Annotated in this window: 10 protein-coding genes; 7 read left to right on the top strand and 3 right to left on the bottom strand. The window is 42.4% G+C overall.

The window, feature by feature from the left end:
- The first annotated feature begins 77 nt into the window (after positions 1–77).
- The 7 genes from QT992_RS15070 to QT992_RS15040 all read left to right on the top strand — a co-directional run bounded on the left by QT992_RS15070 (position 78) and on the right by QT992_RS15040 (position 10,291).
- A complete protein-coding gene (locus tag QT992_RS15070; protein WP_333224280.1) occupies positions 78–290 on the top strand; it encodes a ribbon-helix-helix domain-containing protein in 213 nt (70 codons plus the stop codon).
- 346 nt (positions 291–636) lie between these two features.
- The gene (locus tag QT992_RS15065; protein WP_333377201.1) at positions 637–1,914 is read left to right on the top strand and encodes a GNAT family N-acetyltransferase; all 1,278 of its coding nucleotides are present in this window, start codon (positions 637–639) and stop codon (positions 1,912–1,914) included.
- Positions 1,911–2,744 (top strand): hypothetical protein, encoded by an 834-nt coding sequence (locus QT992_RS15060; RefSeq protein ID WP_333377199.1) that lies wholly within the window; start codon positions 1,911–1,913, stop codon positions 2,742–2,744. The genes QT992_RS15065 and QT992_RS15060 overlap by 4 nt, the downstream gene beginning before the upstream one ends.
- 44 nt (positions 2,745–2,788) lie before the next feature.
- On the top strand, positions 2,789–6,694 hold the full coding sequence (locus QT992_RS15055; protein WP_333377197.1) for a hypothetical protein: 3,906 nt from the start codon (positions 2,789–2,791) through the stop codon (positions 6,692–6,694).
- 323 nt (positions 6,695–7,017) lie between these two features.
- Entirely contained in the window at positions 7,018–7,887 is an 870-nt protein-coding gene (locus QT992_RS15050) for a hypothetical protein (protein WP_333377194.1), read from the top strand.
- A 2-nt stretch (positions 7,888–7,889) separates the two neighbouring features.
- Positions 7,890–9,155 carry a hypothetical protein gene (locus QT992_RS15045; protein ID WP_333377192.1) on the top strand — a complete coding sequence of 422 codons (1,266 nt, stop codon included), beginning with the start codon at positions 7,890–7,892 and terminating at the stop codon, positions 9,153–9,155.
- A 20-nt stretch (positions 9,156–9,175) separates the two neighbouring features.
- Positions 9,176–10,291 (top strand): phosphoribosyltransferase-like protein, encoded by a 1,116-nt coding sequence (locus QT992_RS15040; protein ID WP_333377190.1) that lies wholly within the window; start codon positions 9,176–9,178, stop codon positions 10,289–10,291.
- A 16-nt stretch (positions 10,292–10,307) separates the two neighbouring features.
- Here QT992_RS15040 and QT992_RS15035 read toward each other — a convergent pair whose 3' ends face one another.
- From QT992_RS15035 to QT992_RS15025, 3 genes are read right to left on the bottom strand one after another with little or no spacing between them, the layout of a single operon-like run.
- The gene (locus QT992_RS15035; RefSeq protein ID WP_333377188.1) at positions 10,308–16,097 is read right to left on the bottom strand and encodes a DEAD/DEAH box helicase; all 5,790 of its coding nucleotides are present in this window, start codon (positions 16,095–16,097) and stop codon (positions 10,308–10,310) included.
- Positions 16,090–17,412 (bottom strand): hypothetical protein, encoded by a 1,323-nt coding sequence (locus QT992_RS15030; RefSeq protein ID WP_333377186.1) that lies wholly within the window; start codon positions 17,410–17,412, stop codon positions 16,090–16,092. The genes QT992_RS15035 and QT992_RS15030 overlap by 8 nt, the downstream gene beginning before the upstream one ends.
- A 23-nt stretch (positions 17,413–17,435) precedes the next feature.
- The gene (locus QT992_RS15025; protein WP_333377185.1) at positions 17,436–19,175 is read right to left on the bottom strand and encodes a hypothetical protein; all 1,740 of its coding nucleotides are present in this window, start codon (positions 19,173–19,175) and stop codon (positions 17,436–17,438) included.
- Between the last annotated feature and the right edge of the window lie 796 nt (positions 19,176–19,971).

The raw sequence follows: 19,971 nt of genomic DNA, 5'->3' as shown, positions 1-19,971 counted from the left end.
CCTCGTCTGCAACACTTAAACACAGCGTGTAAGCTGTTAGACTTGAAAAAGTAGTGTGAAAGTAACGCAGGCGTGACATGATAGGAAGAAATGCGCTCAAAATTCCTGTGACGAAACGAGTAACTGTTTATCTGCCAGATCCGATTTACGCTTGGCTTGAAGAGTGGGCGATGGAAGAACAGCGCCCTGTAAGTAACTTGTCAGCGTTTTTACTGGAGAGAGTAGTCCGCGAACATAAGGACAAAGAACTTGGTAGAGGGGTAAAAAAGAATGAATCCAGCAAGGATTGACCCTTTTACCCTTCCATCTTAGTTAAAGGTAATAAGCTGTAATAGATCGCCCGTTACAGTCTACACAGCAGCCAATACCAGAAGTGCCTGCAATTGTTATCCCGCTCGTTGGATATAGACCTTAACGCCATCTATACAGATACCCGCCTGGTCTACATTACGATCGCAACCTGTAATCAGACAAGATAAGACCTACAGATTACGGTACATTTTTTAACAGTTTCCCTATCAGAGTGAGGTAAGCGTGCCGACTGCGTGTCTGGAGTCAAGGATAGTATTTGCTTCGAGCGAGGAGCTATTTCAGATTAAAGCGCTTGCCGATGCCCATCGGCAAGAGATAGGCTTTGTGAATCAGGCTGTTTTGGTAGAAGCGATCGCAAAGAGTGAAATTCTTTATCTCCCCTTCGGCTTTCTCCACTTTCATCACCGTCGAGACAAAATATCTACCCTTTACCATCTTTGCGTTTCTCCCAACCACCGCAGGCAAGGCATGGGTCGTCAGCTTATTTCTGCATGGGAAGAACACGGCAGGAAGTGTGGCATTACAAAACTGCGCCTAAAATGCCCGTTGGACATAGAAGCTAACGGGTTTTACAACAAGATGGGATTTGATCGGGTACAAATTGAGCCTGGTAAACGCCGCTCTTTGGTTGTTTGGGAAAAGATATTATGCTCTAATATTCTCCTGACAATTCCCAAGTTTGTGGCTGCAGTAAGTGCTGGGGGTCCTGAGATTGAACGCAGTCGGCAGTTGTGGAATTCTAGCGGCGATCGGCGTAATCCCTTTGAAAACGTTCTTTACTCACCGATAACGTGCCCAGCTTCTACGACAGAATACTTTCGTCAACAAAAAGATGTGGGAAACATTTCGGAAGTCTGGCTAGATTGCGGTGCATATCAGGTGCAACAGGGGAAATTTACTTACGATCAACTGCTGGAATTTTTAGATAATTTTTATCGCAATAATACCTGGGCAGATGGGTATGTATTGCCCGATATCGTACCCATCTCAACTGATTCAGAGGAAATAGTGGAGTACAAAGTTCGCGAAACGCTTTACCATTGCGAAAAATTTTTCGGTAAAATGCCTGTTTATGTACAAGAACGCGCGATCGCCCCCGTACACGGACGCACTATCAACCAAATCAATCGCTGCATTGAAACCTATGCAAAAATGGGTATTACCCGTATCGGCTTTGGCTCTTGGGGAACGTCAGGGCCCAACGGCAGCGTTAATATGATTTCTGAATCTAGTTTGGCATTGTTTAAGATTGTTGGCAGTATCGCCCGCGAAAAAAACATGAAAGTTCACTGCTTTGGCATTGGCGGCCCAAACAGCTTTTATCGCCTCCGCAACAACTCCCTTGTACCCCATAGCTTAGATAGCTCAACCTGGTCAAAAGCAGGAGCCTTCGGCAGCATTTTTTTTCCGGGTACTTCTCAAATTCAAATTACCGTTAGACGCGGTTTTGAAACTACTAAAACTGGTCTAGAGGAACTCAAAAAATCTACGCAACATTCATGTTACTTTTGTCAAAGTATTGATAAATTGAGAACCAGCCGAGAATATCGGATTATGCACAATTTGACTGCTTGGTTAGATACTTTAGAACGCGCTTTATGAGCAATAAATTAACTTTACATATTCAGCAAAATACTACGCTAGAAAGAGTAGCTATAATTCTTGATTTTTTGAGGAATAAAGAAACAAATTTTGAACAACTTGGAGCTAGTTGTAATTTAGGGCTTTCCGTTCTCCAAAAAGTGGTATTTCCATTCTTGCGGAATCTTTCAATTATTTCAAAAAAAAATCCACCCTCACTGACACCTCTTGGTCAAGTTGCAGCTAAAATTCAAGAGTCTAACCCCGAATTGCTAGGAGATTTTTTACATTTAGTAATTTATAATCTACACCAAGAAGAAGCTGAAAAAAGGTTTTCTTGGACTTATGCTACAGTTGTACAACAACTCTGGTTGCGAAAAGAAGTTGTTTTATCACCGCCCGAAAAAAAGTCCCTAGTTGGAGAAGTAATTGAAAAGGCTGCTGTGAAGTTTGAACTACCTACCAGTGAAATAGCATTTAGTGATACGAGTGTGGCGGGTGTCCTCAATTGGTTGCGATCGCTATCGCCCAGTGTCATAGAACCAGAAGGCAAATACCAAAACTTCAGTCGCCGCTACTTCAGTGCCGCTCCTATTTTACTTCAGGCAGTAGACACAATCTACAAACAGCGACAACGAACCTATGGAGTCAAGATTTTCTTACGGGAAGAAGTTCAAGACGCTATCTGTCAAATGTTGTTGCTAGATCCCAGTGGATTAGATGGTAGCATAGATAATGCTAAATGTACCTATGATTATGACCAAGGTGGCTTATTTGACTCTGGCTATGAAGGGGGGTACGGACAATGGGTAATGCTGACTAAATCCCCTGATTGGACTCAGTTACTTTAGGTAAAAATTGACATTCTCCGAGACCAATTTTATATTTACAATCCATGAAAAGATTATTAGAACAACTAGATTCAATCCAAGCAATTGTCGATACAGTCAATCCCTTCCAGATAGAAAACGATCCTCAAGAAGTAGCCAGAATTTATGATTTATATGCAAGCACCTATGATTCAATTGAGTTAGTAAAAACTCTAAAAGACCATTTGATTGAGGAAATTTGTAAGGGTAAACCTGTCAACGGCTACATAAGTGCTGACTACGGTTATGGCAAGACAGCAACACTAATTTATTTATGGCAGCAGTGTCAGAAGCATAAGATAGTAGCAGTGCCGCCGTTTAAGTTTAAAGAACTGGGAGACTTGATGGTTGCCACTTATGGCTGGATAAAAACGTGCGTCCAACCAGAACTTATTCCTCAAATTGAGACGCTATATCGCAAATATGGCTTGAAGTCTCAGCAAAATATAGCAGCAGAAATAGCGATTGAGTACAAGTTATCCGAAGACAAAGCTTTAAAAATTGTTCAACACTTAAAAAATGACACTACAAATACGGATAATGTTTTGAATTTTTGGCAGGAGACAGTTTCTATCCTGCGACAAGCAGGTTTTGCAGGTTTAGCAATATTTGCCGATGAAAGCCAAGAATTCCTGCGAACAGAAGAAGGTGCTAGCGTTCGCATCCAGATTTTGAGCAATTTAGTTAAGGGAATGCGAGCTTTGGGTTCTGTGCCTGTTGCATTAATCCTAAGTATGCCGACTACTCCAACTGAATCAGCTATTGAAGAACAAGCTGGTGATATTATTCACCGTATGAAGGAGCAAAAAGTCTCCATTAGATTAGCTGATGCGTACAACTCTGAGTTTGCAGGCGAGCTTTGGAATTTTTTGTGTGCCAATTTTCTGGAAGATAAGGCGCAGCAAAACCAGTTGGCACATCCAGCAACAATTGAAAGTTTGGGACAATTGTGCGCTCGAAAAGATATCAGCAATGGTCCTCGCACGGTCATTGAAGTATTCAAACGCATTGTCCATTTTGCCCAAAATAATCAGCCTCCCTACACTCCTTTAGATTTGATTCAGGATTATCTAGAAGGAAAAGTGCAGTTATATGGCACGGAACAACACAAAATTAACAATACTATCAAAACCTTGGAGCCGTTGATATCCTTTCCAAAACACCCAAAAGGACAAGAGGTAATCAAGCTACTCGCTGGTTTTCCCTCAGGTGTTTCTGAAACCGTAGCTAAAGAATTTAACCTCTTAAAGGAGTTGAAAAAACTAGCAGAAGATGACAATTTTTACGGTCTGCATATTATACAGCCTACAGAGCGTAGCTTTGCTTTAGTCGCTCTTCTTCAGACAACCATCCCCACAGTTGTAGATAAAATCCTTAATCGATTTCGTCAGCAATGGTTTGGAGAGTGGAACGATGCTAAAAAAGAAGAGATGGCAACAACGATTATCAAATATGAAATTATACCTTTACTTTTTCCAGTTTCGAGAGGGGGTCAAAAAGCTAATTTTTCTTGGCGTTATAAAGGGGAGTGGAAGGAAGACAGATTTGGATTTTTTAACTTATTAACAGGCGCTCCTGAGAGATATAATGCTGATTTCCCCAAGCGTTCTATTGTTATCAGTGTTGGGAGTAAAAATTCCGGTTTAATGAAATTTAAACCCCCAGAAGAAACTCATTTAGATTGGCGATTCTACTTGAGTTTTGACCAAAAAGCAACTATCGTCCCACAAGTTTTAACTGCGATCGCGGGAACTAACCAAGTAGACTTCCATCTTCAGTTAAGTCGAAGTTTTGCAGGGGAATATCCGACAGCCTTCGGCTTACTTCGCAAAGTCATATCTGCTGAACAATGTTCGGTTTGTATGCTGCTGAGTTTGTCTCATTATATTCAAGACTGGCTCTCAAAAAATCCTGAAGTCAGTAAAGCCGATCGCTCTAGATTAGAACACCATCGTCAAGAGTGTCACCAGTATGCCATGCGATTGCTGTTTCCGGCGATTTCGCCTCAAACTTGGGAAATTGTGGGTCTAAAGGGTGTAAATGGCTCAGAGAGTAAACTGATCGAATCAGTGTTTTATCAGAAATGTAAAGCCTTATTTGCCGATTATAAGTCTTTCTACAATAGTCTGAATCCGACGTTACGAAAATATAAGTTACTGTTGGAAAAGATACCTTTATCTGTTCGCAAAGGTCGTCAGTTCTATCAAGTTTCCAAAGAAGAATTTGAAAATTTGTTTGAAATGGCGAGTTCTAGCCTACCCAGTGTTTTAGCAATTTTCAAACAACACGGTCTGATGAGTGGGGAGAAAATTGCCAAACGCAAAGAAGGAAATTCCAAAATTAAATTTACAGAACATCCTTTGGAATCGTTTATTCAAGAGAAACTGCAATTCCAAGGGAGAATACAAACAGTAAAAACGGGGTGGGGGCAGCAAGATGTTAAAGCATTAGAGTATTCACAGTTATGGAAAGCAGTTAAACTACTTGGCTATCTTCAAGAAGAGTTTCAAGAAGCTCTCGAATGGTTGCAACGGCGACGCTATATAGAGTGGGAGCGTTCGACGGAGGTTGTTCGCCAAGCTAGTTTGGAATTAGAGCCAGATGAGCTAAATGGTCAATTAAAAGAACTTCGAGTTCTGGTTTCTTCCTTACTTGAAACTTTTGATGAGACACTCTTACATGAAATCAACGAAAAGATAAATGAGGAGGAAAAAATTCTTGATGCTAACCACGAGTCTGAGATTGCTCTCGACCAAGTTCATAGAAATATACAATCCGCACATGAGCGTCTGGAAAAATTTTGCAATGAGAAACGGTCAACTCTGCAAAAAGAACTGCGTGCAATTAAACTCAAGCTAGAAAACTTTACCAGAGACTTAAATGCTTCTAAAGTTAGTCACATAATTGAGAGTCATAGCAATCTGGAAGTTTGTCTCAATGAACACAGAAAGACTTTAGAAAGGCAAGTGAATCAGCTAGATAAAGATTGCCAAAGTCTAGCTAGTTCGCTTAAAACAAATGAAACTGATATACTGACATTGCATCGTCAGCTAAAGCATTCTCAGCAGTTTTTGCCAACTTGCGAAAGCACTAAATTAAGACTTGAGGAGTTGGTAGACGGTTTAGAGAAATGGCGGATTATTCTAAATCGGGCACAGATGTTACGAGAGAATTTGAATAACGACCCAGTTCGCTTGATGCGTTATGATGATGACTTTGTTGACCGGGTTGTTACGCATTTCAGCAATAATCAGCTTGATAGTTTTCGACAGTACGATATACTGCAACAACCTTTGGTTGAACTTGAAGACGAAATTAATGGTGAGCGGCGATCGCGTCGAGAAGCTTTCGAGCAAATACTAAATCGCTACGAAGCGTTACTGGCTCTAATTTCAATTAATGAATCTCCTTTGAAAAATCGATGCAAATTTGATGATGAAGACCGGGATGGGTCTTACCACATTATGAAAGGAGTTTTGTGGGAAAATTTGCAAAAATTCTGCGAAGGTTTGGTTTCAGAATGGGAGCAACTAGAACGTGATTTTTCCTTTATTTCCCAAGCACTCGGCCACGATGTGACAGAGTTTTTGAGTCAACTTACTGATTTAAAAACACAGCTATCATTACAAAGAGAAAAGTTGCCATCTGCGCTCGACAACTTAACCAACCTGGAAGAACACATAAAAGAACTCAAATCTATTTTTGAACGCGGTCAGGTTCTTCAGGATAAATTGAAAGAAATTCATTTTAAAAGAGATGAAAATCTTCAGGAGGAAGAAAGACAGCTTTTAAATGCCATTAGCTCTGACAACAGTGCGATCGCCATTAGTCAACTTCCTCAAAATTTGCCACATAATCAGGAGGTATGGGAACTCTTAAAGACTTTGTACAAAAAGGGGCATCTAGAGATTATGCTTCGCCGTCGAGATTAATCTTTAAAGAGTGAGGACTCCAGCTCATTTGTTAACAGACCGCTCGCGATCGGTCTCTTCCGGCAGATGGTGTTTCTACCACTTCTGTTCGCTCCAGGTTGCGTTAGCAAAGCTTACCGAGGATCTGAGGTCTATGAGTTCTCCTCTCAAGGCGAGACCATAACGCTTTAACCAATTGCCTATTCGCCAGATTTGGTGATAACCTTGAGAAGGTAAGTTGCCTTCAGAAGGTCTTAACCCGTATAGCAGAGAGCAGTAAAATATTGTGACCTTAGTGTTTACTGCAATAGACTCAACCTTTTACTTATACGCTTAAAGGTACTATGTCCAAGATAATTCCAGTTTTTTACTTACCAAAAGAGTATTATGAAGAGGACATGAGGGTACTGGCGGAAGGGCTTGTAGCTAATAACGGTCAGATATTAAAGGCTGCATTGTCTTGGTTGGAAGGTAAGCTAGTTACTCATAAGGCACATAAAGGAAAGCCAGTAGGAACGCCCATGTCTGCTACAACTATAAAAAACTATTTAGCTGGTTTTTATGTTCTCGATATTTATAAATTAGATGGTCAGTTATATTCAGAAACTAAGCCTGAAAAAACCAGAGCATCAATTTCTGTTCAGTCTCAAATAGAAGTTATTAAACCCTTAGAGACTCTGGCTAAAAAGTCTTCTTCTATTGAAGTGTTTAATGAAAATTTAACTCAAATTTGTTCTCAGTATTCCCAAATTGTTAAAACTTACAGTAACGATAGATTTTTACTTTTTGAAAAGTATCAATTATCAGAAAACCCTGAACTGGCTAAACTTCAAGAATTATTAATACAACATTGTGGCTATAGCTATGTTGGTAATCCAGGGGTGGGTTATCTCGATCTGTTTTATAGACATAAGATACAAATTGACAATTACTTAAACCTTTTAGACTTTATTTTAAAAAATTACCGCGATATTGCCCAGAAAAGTCTGGGTCTAGTTCCAGTTGCTCAGATTCGTGATAGAATTATGACGCAAGGATCAGATTATACGGAAGAACACTTTAAAAAACATCTGATTCAGTTGCAACTGACTCACCGCATCGAATTAAGGACAACCAAGTCTCAGCTTGCCCGTAATATGGGAATTGAGTGTATTGACATTCGAGGAGTCAATTACGGATTTATCAAACTTCTAGAACCTGCTATTGCTGTCTAAGTATGTCCTATCAAGATGTTAAGGGAAACCTTGTACCGCCTGCTCTAAATCCCTACGTCGCTTCTGGCTCTGCTATGTCAGTATTAGAGCAGAAAGATGACTTTACAATTGTTCATACAAAGTTTATTAACAATCTCCTGGAAGAGGTTAGACAATCACTCAATATAAAGAGACCAATAAAACTATTTTTCGTTGGAGATTATGGATATGGCAAGACAACTTTATTAAATCTTATAGCCAAAGAATTTCATGATAAAAACGGCATCTGCATACCCATTAAATTCTCTGAGATAGTTACGCCTATTGCAGCGTCCAGCCAGCCAGATAAGCACTTTGAGAGTCTTCTGGGAGCCATTTTCACCAAGATGTATAACGTTTTGATTAGAGAAGGATGTTTGACTAAACAAGATGAAGTATTATTCGAGAAGATAGAGTTTATCGATTTATTTGAAGTTTTTTTTGAAATGCTGAATCGAACGCAGAAACAGAATATATTAATTGCTTTTGATGAAGTAGAGCTCCTCTTTTCCAACCTAGAACTAAAACTTTCATATTTTATGACTTTTTTGCACGGCTTGTCCGAAAAATTTTCAACCAGACCGGGTTGGGGATTGTGTATAAGTGTTACTCAAGAATACTATAGTCAAATTATTTCAGAAGCTAAACAGTTACAAGAGGCTAGGTTTAATTTTAAAATTATCACTCCTCTACCTTTCTCAGAAGTGAAAGAATATATAGAAACAAAAAACAGTTCAGTTACTTTGAGAACGACTGATAAAATTTATCCTTTTGAAGAAGAGGTAATTGATTTTATTGCAGTAGTCTCTGGAGGGGTTCCAAGATATGTAGAAACTATTGGCCAATTGCTTTGGGCAGAAGCAGAACCCCATCACACTTCGGTTAGTATTGAAACTGCTAGAAGAATTTTCAGTAATACTTATCGAGTTTACGCCTTATCATATTTCTCAGAGTTACGGGACAGTTTCAAGTTTTCAGAAGAATCTGAGGCTTTTTTGAATATTCTCTTTTTTAGCGGTGGGAGAAGGCAGTCTATTCCAGAGCTTTTGAAATTGAAAGATGCTTGTTCAATTTCATATTTTTATGGACTGTCCGATGAAAAAGCTGATTATAGGTTGAATAGAGCACGTGTAGAACTTAAAAATAAGTTAGGAGGGGAGTATTTAGAAGTGTTTGGGCAAAGACCATATAGGTACACCCTCACTAGCTTAATTTTCCAAGATATCTTCCGTTCTCGTGAAAGAATTTAATAAGAAAAAGCGTCGAATATATGACCCAAAAAGATTCTAATCAGTACCTCAACTTAAAGGGAGATAATATAACGAAGGAAATTAAATTATTGCGAAGAAAACTGTCAGATATAATGAACCCCTATAGAAGACCTATATCTTCTATTTTGCCAGAAGAAAGACAGGTAGAAAATACTTTATTATTTGATGAAAAAACGGACAGCGAAGCTTATTATGATAGGTTTTCTAACTGGGAAGGTTCTATATCAACGAAAAAAATCCGAGACTGGCTGAATCAATTTGAAACTACTAGGGATAAAAACATAGCACATATACTTTTGAGTAAGTTTCAGTTTTTCTCGAAAACTGATATTGAATCAGCTACTCGAAATTTACAGGAAAAATTACTTGACTTACTTCTGACAAAAGAGAATCTTTGGAAAGCTTTTCGTGACGATCCTAAAGTTGCTTTGAAAGATAATGAAGCTGAATTTAAAAAATGGTTGAGAAATAAAATTATTAGATATGCTGCATTACCTTCACCGCCGAATACATCAGTGGAAAGTCAATACGGCCTTTGGGGAATTTATGAAAGGTCGGCTTTGACGGCAACTAGCGTTCCTGATGGCAAAAAAATCAGACCTCTGAGCGAGTATTTTCAAGCAGGTAAAGGAGACCATGAAACATCAGTTTTTGTGTTTATGGACTATACTAACGGTTCTGGTAATCAACTAGCCAAATGTATTCGGGAAATTAATAAGTTACTCGAACAATATCCTGCATATCAACAGTCATCGTTTATCTTTATGTATGTAGTTCAGGCTACATCATTCAACTTAGCTAGTAGAGAATTTGCTCCTGAGAACAGTGAGATTATCTATTATAAACCCATGCTTGGCTATAAAAGCCAAGAAATTATGGATATTCTCGCTAACCACCAAATATCGGAATCAGAATATGGTGATTTCATAGAAAAATATTGCCGGCTTGCTTCTGGAAAATCATCCGTAGGCTATCGTGAGTCGGGAGCCTTAACCTGCCATCATTATAGTTGTCCCAATAATACATTACCTTTTTTTCATAAACCCAGTACAAATTGGGAACCGCTTTTTAGAAACAGTCAAACACCAAGCGCCACTCGCTATAAGCAAAAATGATTTGCTAGACAAAAATCTACGCACAATCTCCCGGTCTCCGCAGTACCATAAACGGGTTAGCAGCCTCCACCTGATAACCAGGATACTGCGATCGCGCATCTGCCACCGCTGCAATCCACTCTGGATGGCCATCATTCCATAAAGGATGCCGAATCATTTTGATTGTCCGCCGTCGACCATTCTGGTATACGTAGCCAGTGAGAGTCTCAAACTGCACTGGTGCACCATAACCCAAGCGTTGAAGTGCAGCGGGAATTGGAACTTGAACTAGGTTGAGCCAAGGATTCTGAAAATTGCCCCAACAAGAGTTCAGATCGATTGCCGACGCAGGATTAGACACCAATCGTGCCATCTCTAAAGCCAGTCGCCAATCCAATAACCCGTGATAAGCCAGATTTTGATAGTCCCGCAAACACAAATTGCAGGAAGTATCGCAATCACTTCCATGTGCTTGAGGATTCATCCACTGATTGGCAATACTTCCTGGAATCGTTGGATTTCCCCGATCCATCAGTCGTTGAAACTCATTTGGTTGGGCGAGAAACCGACAATATCCCGCCCCATTCTCCAATTGATCGCAAAGAAAAGCTTGACCTATAATCGTTCCATTCTGCTCTAATGAACGAAAACCCGCCTGCAACTCCTGTGCATCCACATCGAGAAGAGAAGCAGCCGCTACTCGCAGCCAAAACGCGAAAGAATACCAAGCCGCACGACCTTCAACGGTCGTTGGATTGGCAAATATGCCATTAGGCCATTGCACGAGATTAACTAGCAGAATGTCCGTTTTTCGGCGAGACAATAACGCTACTCGGTAGGCAAGTCCAGACGTACCAACCAGGCTTTGGGGGTCAGGAGACACAGCATAAGCTCCGGGTTTCTGCCGTCCAAAGACAGTTGCCTGCTGAAAGTCGAATCCCCCCTCGCCACCATTATCATTAACAGAAATGATATTGTCATTGAATGCAGATATAGAAGCATTAAGGACAGATGCAGGCGTGCCATTATTTGCAGGCGTGCCATTATTTGCAGGCGTGCCATCATTCGGAGGAATACTCAAAGAAGGTCGTGTCGATCGCGGTTGCCACTCAAATTGCCCATCAAAGTCCTCTGGTTGCAAGTCTGTAAAAAATGCCTTCGGTTCCCTGGCATCGATGCAACGCAGCGCATCATTTACACCGCAAACTGGACATTGAGTTGTTGGCGGTGTTTGACGGCCCGGTAGTGGTTGATTTAAGATTATGTGCGGGTAAATTACCGCTTGACAGTTACTACAAAGTCCGAGAGATTGGTTGCCATTTGGTAGTGCAGGGGCAAACCCTGAATCTGAAGCAATTGTGTTGCCTTGAGGATATAATTCAACCACACCACAGGCAGTGTGAACCGCTTTATCTTTGACAGTCTCAGATCCAGGGGCAAACTGACTGATAGCTACATCGAGGTTGCGATCGACTACTCCTGTTTCGGGTGGCCATTGAGCGCCAGGTGACGGCCAGCGCGTGTAAAGTAAACGCACCCGCGTTGGAAAACCAAACATCGGTAATAACCCTGCATTTGCCAAACGTTCGCTTAGCGCATCTTGCGTATGTGTGGGATCGTTGACAACATTTTGAATAGCATTTATCAGGTTTTGACGGAGATAATTCAACATTTGAGAATTACTAGCATTCGGTAATGTTGTTTGCACCCGCAAAATATCTAAAACTGACAAAATCTTCGGTTCATTGGCTGGATTGTTTAACCAACCTGCGATCGCCAATTGGTTAGTAGCCCAATCATCTTTAGAACCAAACTCACCGTGTACGTTGTCAGTACCACCTAAAGACGCAGTGATTCCCGTGTCTGTGAAAGCTTGCCTTAACACCTCTTTGATCAGGACACGCTGGAAAATTTCTTGACTCCTCATATCAACATAAGGCGGTGGCGGTGGGTCGCCTGTGATACTTTCAGGACGCTGGAAGTAAAAGTCATCGTGACTTCTGCCTCGACAGAAGGTAACAGCTAATGAGACTCCCGCAGAACGTCTGCCAGCACGACCAACTCGCTGTTGATAATTAAATCGGCGTGGTGGCATATTTGCCATCATTACTGCTAGCAATGCACCAATATCTACTCCCGCTTCCATTGTCGTTGTGACGCTCAGTAAGTCGATACCCTGAACCCGCAAAATTTCCTGGTTGATAGGGATGTCTTGAAATAACCCCTGGCGCCTAGTTCGCTCTTTTTTGTCAGTTTGACCCGTTAATTCCTCTGCATTCATGCGGAAGGGCTGGCCCGATTGCTCTGAGAGATAGGTATAGTAATCAAAATCGCTTGTTGTCTGTCCGGGTGTCAGATGAATTGTGGGATTGTTGGGATTGTCGAAGCGGCGATCGCTGTTACATTCGGGGCAAACCCCAGCAGCAGGTTGAAGAAAGAAAGCGTTGCATTGCGGACAGCGGAAACCCGGACGCGAACCATCAGGATTTGCCGGGGGTGGTAGAACGAGATAGAGGCGATCGGGATCGAGTGCAAGTCCTCCATTACTGGGTATGCCAACTTGCGACTGGATTAATTGTTGCTGGATGTCGGCTGGTGCTAAACCCGTTCTCGCAATATAACGTTGAGCAAAATTTGATAAATCCGAGTTATTTCCAAGGCGGAAATAAGGAAAATAGCGGTGCAATTTCCGAGTCCCTAATTGTCGGATAACTGCCTCAGTTGCTTGAATAAGAGTAGGCGTTGGGTTCCCTTGAGGTTGATAGCTAACCCAACCCTGTCCAAGTCCTTCAATTGTCCGAGCTATGTGTGGGAAAATAGCGTACAGCAACTCAGCGGTTAGCAAATCCTCTAACCGATTAATGTGATTGCTCTGTTGCGGTGTGGGAGAGACAATTGGTGTGACTGAATTGCTTGCCCAGTGATAACAATCAAACCAAGGTTGCCAATTTTGACCGCTTCCTTGTCCAAGTGAATATTTTAAAGCCTTAAAATCTGTTCCCCCCGGACAAATCCCGTATTCTAGTAGCTTATCTCTAACTGTTCGTCGCAAATCTAAAAGAAGAATTCGCTGTGGGTAGCGCTGGAGTAAATCAAGCCATTGGTTGCGAGCTTGGGGGTTGAATGGGGGTTCATCCCTCACCCAGGAAACAGCTTCATTTACCTGGGTAGAATAGGCATTACCAAATCGGTTGCGCCTTTCCATATCGTCTGGACGACTAGGTGATGTTACCGCAGCGTAAAGATTGGGATTTAAAGCCTGCAATCTAGTCAATCCTGCTTGGTTATTCGCACAAGTGATGCGGAGAAAGGCTACAAGATCGTTCCAGTAATCTTGGAAAGACTGAATCAGCAACATCCGCGCCATATCGCGATAATGATCTCGCTCCATTCCCGCTGCCAACTTCGCCGCATCCTGGCGGCTATCGGAGAAGATAACTAACTTGCGAGATGAAGCTCCTGTAGGGCTTTGTTGTGATGGCATTTCTCTCAGGAGTCCACTAGCAAGTACCTGACAAGCTTTTTGAAATCCGGTGCGGTGGAAACGCAGGGGAGTAGGAAATTTGTCTCGTTTTCCATAGTCAGCATCACAGCGAGGACATTTACTTGGCAATGCTCGTTCTTCTGGATGATTGCCAACCACTTGATACAGCCACCCCGGTATTTCCTCTGCTTGTGGTTGAGCGTTATTCTGTGTGATCGCGCCTGTACTCCGGTTCAGCTTGGCGCGAACCCATTTTCGTTTTATCTTGTCAAGCGTCCATTCTGGGTCTTGTGGCTGCGTATCCCAAACAGGTGTCTCTCCAGGCAAAGGCCAAAAAACTCTATAATTTCCGTAGCGTTGATTAAGAGTAATACGGTCAGGGATTCCCTCTAAATCGGGTTGATCTGGTGTAAGAATTTCTACATTTGTGTTTCCTATTCGTTGAGTAGTTTTGTAGCCGCCAAGAAAAACTTCTCCACACACTTCACAAATAATTAAGTCCAAAACACGAGAACCACAGGAGCAGCTAAGGCGATGAGTGGCATGAATTGCCCCAACAGTCGGAGGATTTGAATCATTATTCCTAATAGTGCGATCGACTGCGGAATCGTTACAGTTAGGGTTACAGCAAGCCCATAAATTTTGCAAATTGTGGAAGAATAAATGACCGCGCACGGGTTGGGGTGATCGCCCTGTACTTACTCGTTGAGACATTCCCAGTGCTACAAGTAGTCCCCGCATCGCATCAGATACCAACCCATTACTCGCTGCACCAGAGAAAACTTGACGGTCTAAATCTGTTGGATTATTTGAGTTCTTTGGGTCTATAACTTTCGTAGCCCTCACTGTAGGGTTAGGATTACTTGGATTAAGCAGACGATCGACTTCGCGGCAAGCATCCCTCAGTACATCTGCTGCGCCTACAGTAGCGAGTGCTTCGCCAAGATGTTGTTCCGCACTTATTCCAGATACCGCTGGTTGTCCAAGCTGCATAGCCAAATTAGACATAGCATTCCGCACCTGATTTGATGCTGGATCGGGCGGTTGCATTTCCTGCAATGGGTCAGCTTGTACTGACTGAGCAAACTGGGCAAAAGCATTTTGATAGGTCGAAAGATTGAATCTTGCCCCTGATGTTGGTGGGGTTTGTTGCCCTGTAATGAAGGCAAAATTATCGCGTCCAAAAAACTCACGCAAAAAGTCTCTACCTTGCTGATTTTGATCGAGACTTGCCGTTGTTGTCAAAATCCGTAGTTGTGGCGAGTCTGGTGTCAATCCCAAACGCGAATACAACAATCGCAGAATATAAGCAACTTCCGTCCCTGGCGTACCGCGATAAGCATGAAGTTCATCAATAATTAGGAAAAATTGATTGTCTGGGTCGCTTGAGAGCCAGTTACGAGTTTCATCAAAGATATTGTTCTCGATACTCCGCATCATCATAATGTTGAGCATCGAGTAATTAGTAATTAGAATATCCGGCGGACTATCTTGCATATCCCACCGAGACCACATTTCACCGCCATCAAGTAGCGGTTTGTAGTAAGGCAAATCCGGCATATCGTGAAGCCAAGACGGATTGTTTTGGATATCCGTATCTCTCTGTCGGCGCTGCTGTTCTAGTTCCCTTAATTCATTTTTCAGTCGTCTGATACTATCGTCTTTCTGTATGCCTGAAACTGGTGTTTGTCCGGTGTAGCGTCCAAAGGTAATTCTATTTCCCCCTCTGTTTTGATTTAACCACTGGTGTACTGATGGCGCTTCTAGCGCTTTTCTCAGCCGTCGCAACTGGTCTTCAACTAGCGCGTTAAGAGGATAGAGAATCAAGGCACGGAGGGCTTTTGGTCGTGGGGTGTGCGCCCATTGAGATACTCGGTTTCCATTACCATTCCACCAGCGATGATTATTTGGGGTTTGAGAATTAGCCTCCCAAGTTTGAGATTCCCTTGCTAATTGCGCGAAAAGCGGTAAGAGGAAACATTCGGTTTTACCGGAACCCGTACCAGTAGTCACGACTAAATCTCGGTGGTTAACCAGCACTTCCCGCAAGCTTTCCCATTGGTGTTGATAAAGCTGGACTCCCGGATCGAAAATCATTTGCCCAAGTTGTGCCAAATTGTGGTATTCGGAGGGCAGTTGATTAGCTGCGGCTGACAAATTCATCCCCGATGATGGATAAATCGGGACTGGCTCAACTAAAGGAGGCTGACTTAAGATGCCTGGTTGCTGGAGGAGTGTATCCCGTTCATCAGCCAAAGCTCGGTAACGCAGGGGGAAAGCACTTTTGATATATAGCTGATAGATGCGATCGAGTCTTTGATACGCCCCAACTAAGTCATGCACTGGCAGGTACCTCTGAGCACTTTACATTAAGTTTATCAGTTAGCAGAGAGATTACTTCCATCGGCACGTTCTCGTACAGGAGCCAGGAGTCTTGATAAGTCGGGAGTTGTCCAGATGCTAGCACTAGCGCACGTTCGTAAATTTCAGGCCAACGCTGGGAGACAGGTATTGCTAAACGCCCGCTAGCGCGATCGTAACGTGCAATACATTCAAAGCCACTGTGCTGCAACGCTAAAAATCGTAGACCATACCAGTCGCCCTGTCGCCAACTAGCGCTTTCTTGGTCATAAAAGAGTGTATAGCCTAGACGATCGCTCTCCTCTATCCTCCACATCTGGTACATACCTGTTTGATTGGGAGAGATACAGCTAACAAAATCATTACCATCAAAGCGCTTCCAGTCATATATACTCGGCACAATTCCCTGCAAGCTTCTGAGATTTTGCTTCCAAATGCCAAGATTTGGTATAATTTCAGCAAGTCGGCTCGATACTTCCCCAGCGTAAAAGATAGAAAACTGGCTTGTAATTATATTAAAGTCACTCAATTTGAGACGAATGCAAGGCGGTGCGTCTCTTCTTGATTGGTGACTGGAAATTATATCTGTATGTTTTTCCAACTCCTTCAGCAACTTGATGCTGCGTTGACCGCAAAGAAGAAATTCTGAAGAGTGTGATTTAATCTTAACGAGGGCTGTAGGAGCCATAGACCATCGTGTACCGTCTGAAGAACACTCAATATGCCCAAGCAACCTAAGCCTCCGTAAAATGCGTTTTGGTTCCTCAAGTCTCAGAGCATCGCAGGCTTTTTTGAAGGATTCCCACGTTCCGCTACCAAGGGTAGATAGCCAGTAGAGAAGGTGTTCGTAACGCTGGGAAAGTGTTTCAATATCTGGTGACGATTGATTGATAGGCGATGAGGCGCTTGCGTCAAATGGGTTATCATAGGTAACTTTCTCTACAGGCTGATAAGGAATGGGGTTCGTGTAATCGTAAACTTCATGGGCTGCCCCAACCATAGATTTTATTTGTTCATAGGTGAAGCTCTTATTGCCGGGAACAGCAGAAATTTTAAAACAGGGAAATTTGAGCAAATTTGAGTTCTCAATTTCTTGAGGTATTTCTCCTAGTGTACTACTTTCAATTGCCAGAAAAAAATAAAAGCTTTTTCTAGAAGTCGCTCCTTTTTCCAGTCGCAGAAGTGGCACATATTGACTGATATTTTGGTGTTGTATGTGTTGGGAAACTTCCTGGATAAGTTGTTTTGGGTTCCCTTTGTATGAAAACCCTCTGTACCAACGTTGAATTTTGGTCATTTTACTTTTGAATTTATTTAACTTTATTGAGCCAATGACTGAAGGACGCTGCCACAAATATTATGACTTGAACCGATCGGCATCACTTCGCAACTTGATGGTTCTTCTATTGACAGGCTACTCCAATCAACTATTCTGACAAAGCGCTCGCTAGATTCACCTCCACAAGTAGCTTTTATGAGATAGTCACCTACACTAGGAAAGTTAACTACAATGGGAATATTTGTACTTTGCTGTAACTTTTCCCAAATTTGGGAATCATCCGATAATCGAGTTACTTGTAACTCAACTGTGGGATGGAAACCAAAGATAGTTACTAGAGGGCTATGTCCCTCTAGCCATGCACCCAATTGGGGTACACGCAAACCACCTGAAAAGCTGATAGATAAACGGACACTGGGTTGCAAAGCATCTTTAAGTTCTTGACTTTTGATAAAGACTGCATCCCAAGCTTGGGAAACAACCATGCACGTGTGAATTTCAAACCAGGTTGAATTTTTAAATACTGGTTGTGCTCCACCCTGCCATTTCAATAACTGCTCATCTTGCAACCGTTGAATATCTGAGAGCAGTTCTTTTTTGTAGAGTAGGATAAATGGCGTACCGAGGGATGGCGTTCCCCAAGAAGCATAGGCTCCTGAATCTGGGTTATCGGGATCGGGAATTAATATCCAAAAGTTACGCTCGGGCAAAATTAGGGAATCCAGGTCTGTAGAACAACTAATTTGGTATCTTGCACCGCGATCCAATTCATTCATATTTATTGGATCTTTTAGAGGGAAATACCATCCAGCGCGTTCGTCCCGAAGCTGGTGAACGTTATCTCTGTACTGAACTTGTACCGATTCTACTGGTCGCCCTTTTAGCTGTTTCGGGTAGAGATAGTAATCAATCTGGCCCAAGAATGGATCTTCAGTGCGATATAAACCAGCAAAAAGGTAGCGGCTCCAGGTGCGTACTCCTTGTTTTAGTGTTACTGGTTTCCCCTCATTTTGCCATTGTTCGTAAACTTCGTGAATTGCTTCGGCAACGGCTTCATACCGCTGCCTGTTGCCCGTCAGTAACTCTTTTAAGTGTTGGCAAAGCCTTGGTGTCTCGCGGCGGACATGAGTAAATAAAGTTTGGGCATCCCATTGGGCTGTCCATTGCTTTTCGTTAAATATATCTAGAAGTCGGTTTTTATCAGCGTGGCGCAGAAGAGATTGCGAAATTGGATAATTTATATAGGTAGTTGGACCACCGCGACCTCGAACTGCTGAAGGTAAGAATCCCTGTTGCCTTAGCCAAAGATTCCATTCTTTCCATAGCGGTTCTTCAGCAGCGGAACCAGATTCCATGCCCGGTGGACGACGAGCGTCGGACAGACCAAAAATTTCTTGCAATCGCCGGAAGTAGTTTAGTTCTGATATTTTTTCTTCCTCAGCCATCTGATAGGCCGCTAGGACTGTGGCACTCAGAAAGGCAATACTTTTGGGTAAACCGTCAGAACTGACTCCTTGTAAATGGCACAAATCAACTCGTCCCTCAACAATAACTTCTTTTCTTACGGCAATCAGAAAGTCATCCCGACTGTTGTTGGCGATCGCATCTTTTCCGAATTCTAGACCAATGCGATCAAGTACATCGTCGTCAACACTCAGATAGACTTTAGTACCGCGCGACACGCCACTGGTAAAGTAAGATACTAACGCCCGATTCCAGTTTGTATAGCTTGCCATTGTTTCTTTACTGTAATTGTAAGCCAGAAGATTTACTTTTTTCATCGCTCAAACAGGGATAAATCTTGTTTTAGTGCGAATCTATGCTCATTCATTTGAAGGAATGAGGGCTTCCAAAAAGGTTTTGTTTTAGCCGATGTTCGTCTGCCTCACCTACATCAATTCGTTTGCACTGCAATGGCGCGGAAGGGGAGAACACAGGGAGAGGGGATTTTATTCTGCTCTCTCTTTATCTTCCCTTCCTCTTTGGTTTGATTTTAGCTTCCGGCCGAACTGCACCAACTGGTTTGCAGTGCAATGCTCCGCTTTGAGTACCCAATGTCGTCGTGAGCACCAACTGGCTTACTCCCAGCTTCAGGGGCAACTGGCAATCGCACAGTTCTGTCGAAGTCCAAACTGCCCCACAACTTTCTCGCCTTGGCTGTTGTCGTGTGCGATCGCTAACTCCAACTTCCCACAGTTCTCATCGCAGTCTAGCAAAAACCCTTAATTTGTAAAGAGTGCTCAATTTTACCCCCCTATAACGTCTATTTGACATGGCTTGCTATGCGACTAGCGCACTAATTACGAGGATTGAGGAGGATTTAGAAGGGTCTAAAACACAAAAAATCACGCCAAAAACAACAATTCTTTACAAAAAATGATAAGCATTTATACTTAAAATGAGGCTAAAAGTAGGAAATAGGAGGTGTAATGAGTAATAAATGTGCTGTTTTTTCCTCTTTTTTCCTCCTTTTTTAGCCCTCTAAAATCCGCATCCAGGTCAAATACGGTTTTTACAAAGTAAAATAGCTCTCAATCAAAGGGTGGGTGGGTGGCATTGACACTCTCAGGGCTGAAG

The organism is Microcoleus sp. T3_D1 (genome assembly GCF_036700405.1).
Taxonomy (GTDB): domain Bacteria; phylum Cyanobacteriota; class Cyanobacteriia; order Cyanobacteriales; family Microcoleaceae; genus Microcoleus.
Note: the sequence above shows the minus strand (reverse complement) of the source record. Positions and strands in the feature narration are given on the sequence as shown.

Excerpts from the sequence above, each read along its gene's own strand:
- QT992_RS15030 (WP_333377186.1), bottom strand. The coding sequence starts at position 17,412 with ATGACCAAAATTCAACGTTGGTACAGAGGGTTTTCATACAAAGGGAAC.
- QT992_RS15025 (WP_333377185.1), bottom strand. The coding sequence starts at position 19,175 with ATGAAAAAAGTAAATCTTCTGGCTTACAATTACAGTAAAGAAACAATG.
- QT992_RS15070 (WP_333224280.1), top strand. The coding sequence starts at position 78 with ATGATAGGAAGAAATGCGCTCAAAATTCCTGTGACGAAACGAGTAACT.
- QT992_RS15060 (WP_333377199.1), top strand. The coding sequence starts at position 1,911 with ATGAGCAATAAATTAACTTTACATATTCAGCAAAATACTACGCTAGAA.
- QT992_RS15040 (WP_333377190.1), top strand. The coding sequence starts at position 9,176 with ATGACCCAAAAAGATTCTAATCAGTACCTCAACTTAAAGGGAGATAAT.
- QT992_RS15045 (WP_333377192.1), top strand. The coding sequence starts at position 7,890 with ATGTCCTATCAAGATGTTAAGGGAAACCTTGTACCGCCTGCTCTAAAT.
- QT992_RS15050 (WP_333377194.1), top strand. The coding sequence starts at position 7,018 with ATGTCCAAGATAATTCCAGTTTTTTACTTACCAAAAGAGTATTATGAA.
- QT992_RS15055 (WP_333377197.1), top strand. The coding sequence starts at position 2,789 with ATGAAAAGATTATTAGAACAACTAGATTCAATCCAAGCAATTGTCGAT.